Genomic DNA, 11,909 nt, shown 5'->3' on the forward strand with positions numbered 1-11,909 from the left:
CGTCTGTGCCCTTGCCGGTCGGGCACGACGGATTTGTTAACTGTCTAAAAATGTAACACCGGGCGCTCCGTTCATGCAGCGATTTGATACAGGGCTTGACCTGCGTCAAATCGACTTTTCAGCGGCGCTCGGTGACCCACCGATCAGGGCAAATCACGGAAGGACGTCAAGGGCGACAAGGGCGTGAACTCCCCGCTGCGCTTTTGCTTTTGCGACAGAACCGCCTCGCCCACATGGGCATTGCTCCAGATGGCGCCCTGCAGCCAACCCATCTGACGCAGCGAATCGTCCACCGAATGATCGCGGGCGTAATGGATGGCCTGCTTGCTGCCCCAGATGGCCACGGGCGGCTTGGCAGCGATCTCGCGGGCGCATTGCAGTGCTGCCTCCAGCGTGGCCTCTGCGCTGTCAAACACCTCGTTGACCAGGCCACAAGACAGGGCCCGTGCCGCGCCCAAACGGCGGCCGGTGTAGGCCAGTTCCTTGACCAGGCCCAGCGGGATCAGCTTGGGCAAACGTTGCAAGGTGCCCACGTCGGCCACCATGCCGATGTTGATCTCCTGGATGCAGAAGAAAGCCTCGGCGCTGGCGTAGCGGATGCAACAGGCCGTCACCAAATCCACCGCGCCCCCCACGCAGCCGCCCTGGATGGCCGCGATCACCGGGATGCGCAGCGACTCCAGGCGGCTGAAGGTGGCCTGCATGTCGGTCAGCAGGTCAAAGATGGCCGCACGGCCCTCGGGGCTTTGGTCGTCCATGGTGATGGCCCCGCCAAAGGTCTCCAGCGCCATGCCCGCACTGAAGTGCTTGCCCGAGCTGGAGATCACCAGCGCACGGGCGCGGCCCTCACGGTGCAAGGTGCTGAGCACCTCGTCCAACTCACGCCAAAACACCGGGTTCATGGTGTTCATGGCCTCGGGGCGGTTCAGCACCAAATGGGCGATGTGCTCGGACTGGCTGAGGGTGAAGCAGTTCATGGGGTCTCCTGATCGGGCCGGCGGGCGGCCTCTGGGTTGGGGTCGCTGTGCAATTTAGCGCCCCTGGCCCCACCCATCAGGCAAACAGGCGACAAGCGCCCACAGGGGCTCCACCCGTGCGGCCCCTGGGGCGGGGGTCTTAGCCCTCTGGTCAGCCCATCAGCGACGCCGGCGCGGCACCACGCTGAGCTGGTAGTCCAGCGTTTGCGGGCTCGCGCCCAGGGTCACCGTGCGCGGCGCGATGGTCTGCACCTCATCGGCCTGCCACAGGCGCACCGTGGCCACCCCGGTGGGCAAGCCCTGCAAGCTCACCGTGCCATCGGCCCCCGTCTTGGCCACCCAAGGCGACTCCGCCACATAGACATGGCCGCGCATGGAACTGTGCAAATGACAGCCCAGCAGGTACACCCCGGGCTGGTCAAAACTGCGCTCCTGGCTGCTGGCCGGCTGACCTTCGACCAGGCCACTGAGGCGGAACTCCATGCCACCCGCCTCGTTGAGCCGGCTCAGGCTGGCAGGCAGCACCCGCACATGGTGGTCCCAGCGGTCTTGGTTGGTGAAACGCAGCCGCATGCCGGCCACCACCACGCTGACGCGGGGGATGAACTGCATCTTCTCTTGGGTGACCAAGGCAGAGGCGGCCCAGCTGGGCCGCTGCTCCGTGCTGGGCGGCAGCAACACCTCCAGCACGGCATCCGCCACGGGCTGCCCCTCGCGGTCCAGCACCCGGGCCTGCAAGGTGCTGGCCTGGGCCGCCAGGCTGCCCAACAGGCTCAACGCCAAGGCCCCCAAGCCCCTGCGGGCCCAGCGTGTGTGAGGGCGGCTGCTCATCGGGCGATGATCTCGCGGTGCATGGGCGCCAGACGTGCCAGCAATTGGTTCTGCACCCGAAAGGCAATGCCTTGCGCGTCCATAGCCGCCTGCAGGTCTTCCACCAGGGCGTTGAAGTGGGACCGGCGGATGTTCATCTCCTCGTGCGCGGTCTTCATGTCCACGCCTTTGTAGACGCAGGGTCCGCCAGCGACCTCGCAAATTTGCTCGGTCAACTGCTCTTTCAGGTGGGGCAGGTTGGCCTCGCGGAAGGACTCGCTCAGGCGCGTGTCGGCAGCCAGGCGGTTCACAAAGTCATCCATCAAGCGGCCAATGCCCGCTTTCTTGCCCAGGCTCAGGTACAGCGGGGACTCTGCCGGGGCGGCCACGCTCACGCCCGCATCGGCCAGCGGGGGGCTGGGCTGGGCCCAGACACTGAGGCTGCTCAGACCGAGCAGGCTAAAGGGAACAATCCATGATTTCATGCTGAAGACTCCAATCAAGCACAGGCGACCCACGCCGGGGTCACACGGAAAAACGCAGGCCGGGCCCACTCAAAAAGACCAGGTGCTGGCCACAAACAGCCCACTTTGGCGCCGGTTCTGGGTCACCCCGGGCACCACCCGCCCCAGGTCCACATAAGCGGCCGTCAAGGTCCACTGCCGGGTCGGCGACCACACCACAAAGAGATCGCGCCATGCGTCCTGGCGCAGCGCGTTGCCCAGGCCGGCCGCCCGGCCCACAGCCTCCAGGTTGTTGGGGTTCCAGCGAATCTCGGCGCCGACCGCCAGGTCTTTGCGCAGCAGATAAGCCAGCGACAGCTCGGGCTGCAGCGAACGCGCCTGGCGCCCGGGCGCCGCCGCCCCAAAGCCCAGCAGGCCGCCCTGGTTGGCGTTGGTGTAACGCAGGGTGGCATTGAGCAGCAGGCCCCGCTCCAACAGCAGCTTGCTGGCAGCCACGTAGACATCGACACCCTGGGTCTTGGCCCCGACAAAATCAAGCACTGGGCGCAGGCTGCCGGCATCCGTGTGCTTGAACTGCGCCCCCACAGCCACTTGGGGCATCAGGCTGTCGCTGTCCAGCACCGCCTCGCCGGCCACGCGCCATTTCACGCCCAGCACGTCCATGCGGATGTGCTGGCCTGGGCTGACGGCAAAGCCCAGCCCGTTCAAGGCCACGGCGGGCGAGGCATCAAAGTCTTGCCGCGCCAGCGACAGCTCCAGCCGGTCATTCCAGGACCAGGCGGCCGCCACCGTGTCCAAGCCGTAGTCCTGGGTGCGCAAGCGGCTGGCACTCAGGCTCAGGCCCTGCTCCCCTTCGGTGGCCTGGGTGCCGATCAGGGCCCAGGGCGACACACCACCACCGCCCGCGCCATCCACGCTGCTGATGCCGCCGGTCAGGCGCAGCTTGCCCGTGTCAGACCAGGCGCTGAAGGAGGGGGCAGCCAGCACACAGGACAGTGCCAGCAGTCGGAAAGAAGTAAGCATCAACAAGCATCTCCAGGTAGGGGCAGGGACGGGCACCGAGCGGGCCTTGTGAGCTTGTACGCGGGCGCCACTCAACTGGATTCAAAAACCGTTTATCCCAGCGGGCTGTGGGGGCTTTGTCTGGGGCCCCGCCCCCCAGCCCGGAGCCGCGGGCTCAGAAGAGCTGGTCCATGGCAGGCGCGGTTGGCGCCGCTGCGCTGGGGGCGGCTGGAGGCTGGGGCAGACCATCCTCGCCCAGTCGTTGCAAGCCCCCGACGCGCACCCCCAGCAAGCGAAAGCGCCGCGTCAAATCCACCCGCTTCAGGCACAGGCCAGCGGTGCGGCGGATCAGCGCCGCGTCGGCCGTGGCCTCACCGAGGGTCTGATCCCGGGTGACGATGCGGAAGTCGTCGTAGCGCAGCTTCACGCCAATGGTGCGGCCCACATAGCCTTTGCGCTGCAGGTCGGCCGCCACCCGCTCGCACAGCTGGGTGAAGACCTGGCTCAGCTCGGCGCGGTCATGGCGCGCGTGCAGGTCGCGCTCAAAAGTGGTTTCGCGGCTCATGGAGACGGGCTCGCTCTCGGTCACCACCGGCCGCGCGTCGCGCCCCCAGGCCGCCTCGTGCAGCCAGGCGCCGTAGGCCTTGCCAAAGTGGGCCAGCAACCAGTCACGCGGCCGCTGGGCCAGATCGCCCAGGGTGTGGATGCCGTGGGCGACCAGCTTTTGCTCCGCCTTGGGGCCAATGCCGTTGACCTTGCGGCACGACAGAGGCCAGATGCGATCGCGCAGTTCGTGCTCGTGCAGCACCGAGATCCCATTGGGCTTGTTGAACTCGCTGGCCATCTTGGCCAGCAGCTTGTTGGGCGCCACGCCCACCGAGCAGGTCAGGCCGGTGGCCTCGAAGATGCTTTTCTGGATCAGGCGCGCCAGCACGCGCCCGCCCTCGCGCTGGCCCCCAGGCACGTCGGTGAAGTCGATGTAGACCTCGTCCACGCCCCGGTCTTCCATCAGCGGCGCGATGTCGGTGATGATGCTTTTGAACCAGCGTGAGAACTTGCGGTACTCGTCAAAGTCCACCGGCAACAAAATGGCCTGCGGGCACAGGCGCGCCGCCTTCATCAAACCCATGGCCGAGCCCACGCCAAACTGGCGCGCGGCGTAGGTGGCGGTGGTGATGACGCCGCGCCCGGTGTAGCCCGCCAGGCGCGGAAACGCTTCCAGCGGCAGCTCGGGGCCAGCGGCCAGCACCGAGTCCACGCCCCGGCGCCCACCGCCGATGACCACCGGCAAGCCCTTGAGTTGGGGGTAGCGCAGCAACTCGACCGAGGCATAAAAAGCATCCATGTCGAGGTGGGCGATGCGCCGCGGCCGGGTCGGCGCGGCCTCGGGGGCCGCCGCAGCCGGCGGGGCGCCTGGGGCTGGCGAAAGCGTCGCCAAAGCCGTCGAAGTTGCAAGAGGATCGTCGCTCACGCGGCCAAGCATACCGCGCGCGCCGGGGCGCCAGGCGGCGCCCACCGGCCCGGCCTGTCAGCCCCCAGGCTCAGTAGGTGCCGGGCAGCAGGATGCCCTTGTCCACCGTGTTGATGTTGGTGTGACCACAAAACGCCATGGTGATGTCCAGCTCTTTGTGGATGATCTGCAGCGCGCGGGTGACCCCCTCTTCGCCGAAGGCGCCCAGGGCGTACAAAAAGCTGCGCCCGATCAGCGTGCCGCGCGCGCCCAGGGCCCGCGCCTTGAGCACGTCCTGGCCGCTGCGGATGCCGCCGTCCATCCAGACCTCGATGTCCTTGCCCACCGCCTCGGCAATCGCTGGCAGCGCCTTGATGCTGGAGGGCGCACCGTCGAGCTGGCGACCGCCGTGGTTGGACACGATCAGCGCGTCGGCGCCGCTGTTGGCGGCCAGGCGGGCGTCTTCCTCGTCCATGATGCCCTTGAGGATCAGCTTGCCGCCCCAGCGCTTCTTGATCCACTCCACATCGCCCCAGTTGAGGCCCGGGTCGAATTGCTCGGCCGTCCACGAAGACAGCGAGGACAAGTCCCCCACGCCCTTGGCGTGGCCCACGATGTTGCCGAAGGTGCGGCGCGGTGTGCCCAGCATGCCCAGGCACCAGCGCGGCTTGGTCGCCAGGTTGATGAGGTTTTTCAGCGTGGGCTTGGGCGGGGCCGACAAACCGTTCTTGATGTCCTTGTGGCGCTGACCCAGGATCTGCAGGTCCAGCGTGAGCTGCAAGGCGGAGCAATTGGCGGCCTTGGCGCGATCGATCAAGCGTTCGATGAAGTCGCGGTCTTTCATCACGTAGAGCTGGAACCAGAACGGGTGGCGCTGGGTGTGCTCGGCGATGTCCTCGAGCGAGCAGATGCTCATGGTCGACAGCGTGAACGGAATGCCAAAGGCCTTGGCCGCCTTGGCGCCGAGGATCTCACCGTCGGCGTGCTGCATGCCGGTCAGACCCGTGGGCGCAATCGCCACCGGCATGGCCACGTCCTGGCCGACCATCGTGGTGCGAGTGCTGCGCCCTTCCATGTTGACGGCCACGCGCTGGCGCAGCTTGATGCCCTGGAAGTCCGTCTCGTTGGAGCGGTAAGTGCCCTCCGTCCACGCGCCCGAATCGGCGTAGTCGTAGAACATGCGGGGCACGCGGCGCTCGGCAATGCGGCGCAGGTCTTCAATGCAGGTGATCTTGGATAAATCGGCCACGGGGCAACTCCTTAGGAGCGCAAATGGTAGCCACGGCGGCGCCCGCGTCACGTGAAGATTTTTGACGGGCCCGACAAATTCTCTCAATACACCGCCCCCGGGCAGCGGGCCCCTCGACCAAGCGCGGACCCTCGGTGAAGGCCGGGGGCCGATCAAGCCTCCGCAGCCACCGCTCAGCCGCGCTTGGCCACCAAGGTCAGGATGTCGTAGCTGGCGACCAGTTCGCCGTGCTGGTTGCTGACCTCCACGTCCCAGGCCACCACGCCCTGGCCCACGCCCTTGGCGTCCTTCTTTTGCCGGTCGATCTTGCGCTTGGCCGTCAGGCGGGCCTGGATGGTGTCGCCAATGGCCACCGGCTTGACGAAGCGCAGCGTGTCCAGCCCATAGTTGGCCAGCACCGGGCCGGGCGCGGGCGAGACAAACAAGCCGGCGGCCGCCGACAGCACGAAGTAGCCGTGCGCGATGCGCTGGCCAAACGGGCTTTCCTTGGCCGCGATGTCGTCGAAGTGCATGTAGAAGTAGTCGCCCGACAGGCCGCCAAAGGCGCCGATGTCGGCCTCGGTCACGGTGCGGCGGTGGGTCAACAGGGACTCGCCGATGCGCAGGTCTTCAAAGTGACGGCGGAAGGGGTGGACCTCGGTCTCGATCACCTTGGCGCCCCGCACATGCTCGCCCGTGATGGCGGCCAGCATGGTGGGCGAGCCTTGCAGCGCAGCGCGTTGCAGGTAGTGCTTGACGGCGCGGATGCCGCCCAGCTCCTCGCCGCCGCCCGCGCGGCCCGGGCCGCCGTGCTTGAGCATGGGCAGGGGCGAGCCGTGGCCGGTGCTTTCGGTGGCGGCCTCGCGGTCCAGCACCAACAGGCGGCCATGGTGGGCCGCGACCACGGGGATCACCCGCGCGGCGGTGGCCGGGTCCTTGGTGACCAGGGAACCCACCAGGCTGCCCTTGCCGCGGGCGGCCAGCTGCAGCGCTTCGTCCAGGCCGTCGTAAGGCATCAGGGTGCTGACCGGACCAAAGGCCTCGATGTCATGCACCGCGTCGTGGCTCAGGGGTTGGCGGCTCAGCAACAGCGTGGGCTGGAAGAAGGCACCTTGCTCGCTGCCCTCGCCCAGCGGCGCAAAGTCAGCCGTGCCGCCGCCATGGACCAGCTCGGCCCCCTGGCGCAGCAAGGCCACGCGCTCGGCCACGTCGGCCTGCTGGGCCTGGGACGCCAGGGCGCCCATGCGCACCGCCTCCAGCGCCGGGTCACCGACCACGGTCTTGGCCAGACGGGCCGACAGGCGCTCGGCCACGGCGTCCAGGTGCTGGCGCGGCACGATGGCACGGCGGATGGCGGTGCACTTCTGACCCGCCTTGACGGTCATCTCGCGCGCCACCTCCTTGATGAAGAGCTCGAACTCCTCGTCGTCCGGCGTCACGTCGGGCGCCAGGATGGAACAGTTCAGCGAGTCGGCCTCGGCATTGAAGGGGATGCTGTGACGCACCAGGTTGGCGTTGACACGCAGGCGCGCGGCGGTGTCGGCCGAGCCGGTGAAGGTCACCACATCGGGGCCTTCCAGGCGGTCCAGCAGGTCACCGGTGCCGCCAATGACGAGCTGCAGCGCGCCGGCCGGCAGGATGCCCGACTGGTCGATCAGGCGCACCAGGGCTTCGGTCAGGTAGCTGGTGGCGGTGGCGGGCTTGCCAATGCAGGGCATGCCCGCGAGGAAGGTGGGGGCGAACTTCTCCAGCAGGCCCCAGACCGGGAAGTTGAAGGCATTGATGTGCACCGCCAGACCGCCGCGCGGCACCAGGATGTGGGTGCCCGCAAATGCGCCCTTCTTGCCCAGCGACTGGGCCGGACCTTCGTGGATCAGGTTGCCGCTGGGCAGCTCGCCACTGCCCATGGCGGCGTAGGCGAACAAGGTGCCGCTGCCGCCTTCGATGTCGACCCAGCTGTCGGCGCGGGTGGCGCCGGTGTGGGCGGAGATCGCGTAGAGCGACTCCTTGTGCTCATTGAGGTACTTGGCCAGGGCCTTCAGGCGCGCGGCGCGCTCCTGGAAGTCCAGCGCCATCAGGCCGGGCACGCCGGTGCGGCGCGCGAAATGCACGGCCTCGCCGAAGTCGATCGCCTCGGCATGGGTGTGGGCCACGGTGGCGCCGTTGACCGCGCTGTGCAGCGCGCTGGCGGCTTGCTGACCGATCCAGCGCCCGCCGATGAAACTTTGAAGCGTCATGAAAAACTCCCAAAAATGAACGGGGGGACGCGGGCCTCCAACAGGCCGCGCGCCCGGGGCCTCAGTGCTTGGCGCCCAGGCCCAGGTAGGTGTCGATGATTCGGCGGTCGTGCAGCAGGTCGGCGGCGGCGCCGCTCAAGGCCACGGCGCCCATCTCCAGCACATAGGCGCGGTCGGCCACCTGCAGCGCCGCGCGCGCGTTCTGCTCGACCAGCAGCACCGACACGCCCAGGTCACGCAGCGAGGACACCACCTGCAGCACCTCGCGCACGATCAGCGGCGCCAGGCCCAGCGAGGGCTCGTCCAACATCAGCAGGCGCGGGCGCGCCATGAGGGCGCGGCCAATGGCCAGCATCTGGCGCTCGCCGCCGGACAGCGTGGCGGCCAGCTGGGCGCGGCGCTCCTGGAGGCGCGGGAAGATGTCGAACACCTCGTCCATGCGCTGCTTCTGGTCCTTGAGGCCCTTGCGCCAGCGCGAGAAGCCGCCCAGCAAGAGGTTGTCTTCGACCGACATCTCCCCGAACAGCTCGCGCTTCTCGGGCACCAGGGCGACGCCGCGCGCCACCATGGCCTCGACCGTGGGCCGCTCGATGCGCTCGCCCGCCAGGGTCAGCACGCCTTGCGAGGGCAGCAAGCCCATGGCCGCGCTCAGCAGCGTGGTCTTGCCCGCGCCGTTGGGGCCGATGACGGTGACGATCTCGCCCTCGCCCACCGTCAGGTGGACCTGGTGCACGGCTTCGACCTCGCCATAGAAGACGCTGAACTGCTGCAAGTCGAGCAGCGTGGGTTTGACTTCGGCGTGGCTCATGCAGCGGCTCCTGCCAGGTCGTCGCTGCCGCCCAGGTAGGCGTCCAGCACGCGCGGATTGGCCTGCACTTGGGCTGGCGTGCCCTCGGCGATGACGGCGCCGAACTCCAGCACCGTGATGCGATCGGCCAGGTTCATCACAAACTCCATATCGTGTTCCACCACCAAAATGCCCAGGCCTTCGGAGCGCAGTTGGTCCAGCAAGACGGCCAGGGCCTGTTTCTCCAGGTGCCGCAGACCGGCTGCGGGCTCGTCCAGCAGCAAGGCGGCGGGTTGGCCGGCCAGGGCGCGGGCGATCTCCACCACCCGCTGCTGGCCCAGGGCCAGCGACGCGGCGGGCCGGTCGGCCAGGTCGCCCAGGCCGCAGCGCTCGATCTGGCGCCGCGCTTCGGCGAGGATGGCGGCCTCCTCGGCGCGGTCCAGCCGCAACATGCTGGCGATCCAGCCTTGGCGGCCACGGCGGTGCGCGCCCAGGGCGACGTTCTCGAGCACGCTGCGCTGGCCCAGCAAGCGCACATGCTGGAAGGTGCGGCCCAGGCCCAGGGCGGCAAACTCACGCGAGGGCTTGCCCTGCATGACCGCGCCCATCAGGCGCACCTCGCCCGAGCTGGGGGTGTCCACGCCCGAGATCATGTTGAAGAACGTGCTCTTGCCGGCGCCGTTGGGGCCGATCAGCGCGTGCACCTCCCCGGCCTTGAGCGTCATGTTGACCGCGTCGTTGGCCAGCAAGCCCCCAAAGCGGCGGCTCACGTCGCGCGACTGCAGGATCACCTCACCGGCGGGCGGCAGCGTGCGCTGGGCCAGCGTGACCGGTCGCACCGACGGCGCGGCTTGGCGCGTGTCGGGGCGCAGCCAGCGTGCGCTCCAGTGGTTCAGGCGCGGCCACAGGCCGTCGGCAAAACGCTGCAGCACGACCAGCATCAGCAGGCCGAAGACGATGATTTCAAAGTTGCCACTGCTGCCCAGCAGGCGCGGCAGCCAGTCTTGCAACTGCTCCTTGAGCAAGGTGATGAGCAAGGCGCCCAGCACCGCGCCCCAGAGGTAGCCTGCACCGCCCACCACGGCCATGAACAGGTACTCGATGCCGATGTTGATGTTGAAGGGCGTGGGGTTCACAAAGCGCTGCAGGTGCGCGTACAGCCAGCCCGACAGCGCGGCCAGCAGGGCCGCCAGCACGAACAGCTTGATGCGGTAGTGCGCGGTGTCCACGCCCATGGACTCGGCCATCACGCGGCCGCCTTTGAGCGCACGGATGGCGCGGCCCTCGCGCGAATCCAGCAGGTTGTGCAGCGCCCACAGCGCCAGCAGCAACACGCCCCAGATCACCGGCCCCAGGTACAGCGGCGTGGCGAAGGACAACGATCCCAAGGTCAGCGGCGGCAGGCCGGTGATGCCCGTGAAGCCGCCCAGCACGTCCAGGTTGCCGAAGATGTAGTAGATGCTCAGGCCCCAGGCGATGGTGCCCAGCGGCAAGTAGTGGCCAGACAGGCGCAGCGTGACCGAGCCCAGAAAACGGGCCACCCCGTAAGTGACCAACAGGCCCAGCAGCAGGCCGACCCAGGGCAGCAGGGCGCGCGGGAACCCCGCGGGCAGCCAAGCCGCCACCCAGGGCGAGGTGCAGACCCAGGCCGTGGCGTAAGCGCCCAGGCCGACAAAAGCCGCCTGGCCAAATGAGGTCATGCCGCCGACCCCGGTCAGCATGACCAGGCCGGCTGCGACCAGCGCGTACAGGCCGATGTAGCTCATCACGGTGAGCGTGAACTCGGGCAGCAAGCCCCAGACCAGCGCCAGGGCGGCGATGCCGGCCAGGGTGAGTTGGCGTGAGGTGATCATCATTCTTCGTCCTCCACGTGACGGCTGTTGAGCGAGCGCCACCACAGCACCGGGATGATCAGCGTGAACACCAACACCTCCTTGAACGCACTGGCCCAGAAAGAAGAAAACGCCTCCAGCTGCCCCACCAGCACGGCACCGGCCAAGGCCAGCGGGTAGCTGCCCAGGCCGCCCACGATGGCCGCGACAAAGCCCTTGAGGCCAATCAGAAAACCGGTGTCGTAATACACCGTGGTCAAGGGCGCGATCAGCAGGCCCGAGACCGCACCGATCAGCGCTGCCAAGGCAAAGCTCAGGTCGCCCGACAGCTCGGTCGGGATGCCCATCAGGCGGGCACCGACGCGGTTCATGGCCGTGGCGCGCAAGGCCTTGCCGACGATGGAGCGCTCGAAGAACACGAACATGGCCACCACCAGCACCGCCGCCATGGCGATCACCACCAGGGACTGGCCACTGACCGGGATGCCGGCCACCTCAAAGCGCGCCTCCGAAAACGCCGGGGTGCGAAAGCCCTCGGCGCCAAAGAACAGCAGGCCCAGGCCCACCAGCACGCCGTGCAGTGCGACCGAGACGATCAACAGGATCAGCACCGTGGCATGGGCCAACGGGCGGTACACCAGTCGGTACAGCAGCGGCCCCAGGGGCACGATCAGGGCCAGCACGGCGGCCGCTTGCAGCAGCAAGGCCTCCGGCTTGGCCAGCCAGACCAGGGCAGCGGCCAGGGCCGGCATGGCCAGGGCCCAGACGGCGGTGGAAGCCCAGTCCACGCTCTGGCCGCGCTGGTGACGCCAGGCCTCCACCACCAGGGTGATGACGGCCAGGGTGATCAGCAACCACAGGGTGGCGGGCACCTTGCCGGCCTGCATCATGGCCATCGACAAGGCACCAAAGGCGACGAACTCGCCCTGCGGGATGAAGATCACCCGCGTGACCGAGAACACCAGCACCAGGGCCAGGGCAATCAGTCCATACACAGCGCCATTGACGACGCCGTCCTGCCCCAGGATGAGGGCAATCTGCAAATCCATGATGATGAAGTCCGGTTCAGGGTCGGCGCATGGCCGGCCCGTGGTTTGACCGTCCCGCGCCCCAGGGCGCGGG

General features: G+C 68.1%; 10 protein-coding genes. All 10 read right to left on the reverse strand.

The window, feature by feature from the left end:
- Positions 1-143: 143 nt before the first annotated feature.
- Positions 144-977, reverse strand: a complete 834-nt coding sequence (locus PSQ39_RS13200) for an enoyl-CoA hydratase-related protein (RefSeq protein ID WP_273927273.1) — start codon at positions 975-977, stop codon at positions 144-146.
- Between the two features lie 159 nt (positions 978-1,136).
- Positions 1,137-1,808, reverse strand: a complete 672-nt coding sequence (locus tag PSQ39_RS13205) for a cupredoxin domain-containing protein (RefSeq protein WP_273927274.1) — start codon at positions 1,806-1,808, stop codon at positions 1,137-1,139.
- Positions 1,805-2,272 carry a group I truncated hemoglobin gene (locus PSQ39_RS13210; RefSeq protein ID WP_273927275.1) on the reverse strand — a complete coding sequence of 156 codons (468 nt, stop codon included), beginning with the start codon at positions 2,270-2,272 and terminating at the stop codon, positions 1,805-1,807. Before PSQ39_RS13210 ends, PSQ39_RS13205 begins: the two co-directional genes overlap by 4 nt.
- 69 nt (positions 2,273-2,341) lie before the next feature.
- Complete coding sequence (locus PSQ39_RS13215) at positions 2,342-3,274, reverse strand: DUF3034 family protein (RefSeq protein WP_273927276.1); 933 nt, start codon at positions 3,272-3,274, stop codon at positions 2,342-2,344.
- 154 nt (positions 3,275-3,428) lie between these two features.
- Positions 3,429-4,598 carry a DNA polymerase IV gene (gene dinB / locus PSQ39_RS13220; protein WP_273927277.1) on the reverse strand — a complete coding sequence of 390 codons (1,170 nt, stop codon included), beginning with the start codon at positions 4,596-4,598 and terminating at the stop codon, positions 3,429-3,431.
- A gap of 196 nt (positions 4,599-4,794) precedes the next feature.
- A complete protein-coding gene (locus PSQ39_RS13225) occupies positions 4,795-5,952 on the reverse strand; it encodes an alpha-hydroxy acid oxidase (RefSeq protein WP_273927278.1) in 1,158 nt (385 codons plus the stop codon).
- A gap of 173 nt (positions 5,953-6,125) precedes the next feature.
- The gene (gene paaZ, locus PSQ39_RS13230; protein ID WP_273927279.1) at positions 6,126-8,168 is read right to left on the reverse strand and encodes a phenylacetic acid degradation bifunctional protein PaaZ; all 2,043 of its coding nucleotides are present in this window, start codon (positions 8,166-8,168) and stop codon (positions 6,126-6,128) included.
- Between the two features lie 61 nt (positions 8,169-8,229).
- Entirely contained in the window at positions 8,230-8,976 is a 747-nt protein-coding gene (locus PSQ39_RS13235; protein WP_273927280.1) for an ABC transporter ATP-binding protein, read from the reverse strand.
- Entirely contained in the window at positions 8,973-10,811 is a 1,839-nt protein-coding gene (locus PSQ39_RS13240; RefSeq protein WP_273927281.1) for a branched-chain amino acid ABC transporter ATP-binding protein/permease, read from the reverse strand. Before PSQ39_RS13240 ends, PSQ39_RS13235 begins: the two co-directional genes overlap by 4 nt.
- Complete coding sequence (locus PSQ39_RS13245) at positions 10,808-11,836, reverse strand: branched-chain amino acid ABC transporter permease (protein ID WP_273927282.1); 1,029 nt, start codon at positions 11,834-11,836, stop codon at positions 10,808-10,810. Before PSQ39_RS13245 ends, PSQ39_RS13240 begins: the two co-directional genes overlap by 4 nt.
- Positions 11,837-11,909 lie beyond the last annotated feature (73 nt).

The organism is Curvibacter microcysteis, assembly GCF_028649455.1.
GTDB classification, from domain to species: Bacteria; Pseudomonadota; Gammaproteobacteria; order Burkholderiales; family Burkholderiaceae_C; genus Curvibacter; species Curvibacter microcysteis.

Coding starts and splice junctions, on each gene's coding strand:
- PSQ39_RS13200 (WP_273927273.1), bottom strand. CDS start 977: ATGAACTGCTTCACCCTCAGCCAGTCCGAGCACATCGCCCATTTGGTG.
- PSQ39_RS13235 (WP_273927280.1), bottom strand. CDS start 8,976: ATGAGCCACGCCGAAGTCAAACCCACGCTGCTCGACTTGCAGCAGTTC.
- PSQ39_RS13240 (WP_273927281.1), bottom strand. CDS start 10,811: ATGATGATCACCTCACGCCAACTCACCCTGGCCGGCATCGCCGCCCTG.
- PSQ39_RS13215 (WP_273927276.1), bottom strand. CDS start 3,274: ATGCTTACTTCTTTCCGACTGCTGGCACTGTCCTGTGTGCTGGCTGCC.
- PSQ39_RS13245 (WP_273927282.1), bottom strand. CDS start 11,836: ATGGATTTGCAGATTGCCCTCATCCTGGGGCAGGACGGCGTCGTCAAT.
- PSQ39_RS13205 (WP_273927274.1), bottom strand. CDS start 1,808: ATGAGCAGCCGCCCTCACACACGCTGGGCCCGCAGGGGCTTGGGGGCC.
- PSQ39_RS13210 (WP_273927275.1), bottom strand. CDS start 2,272: ATGAAATCATGGATTGTTCCCTTTAGCCTGCTCGGTCTGAGCAGCCTC.
- dinB (WP_273927277.1), bottom strand. CDS start 4,598: ATGGATGCTTTTTATGCCTCGGTCGAGTTGCTGCGCTACCCCCAACTC.
- paaZ (WP_273927279.1), bottom strand. CDS start 8,168: ATGACGCTTCAAAGTTTCATCGGCGGGCGCTGGATCGGTCAGCAAGCC.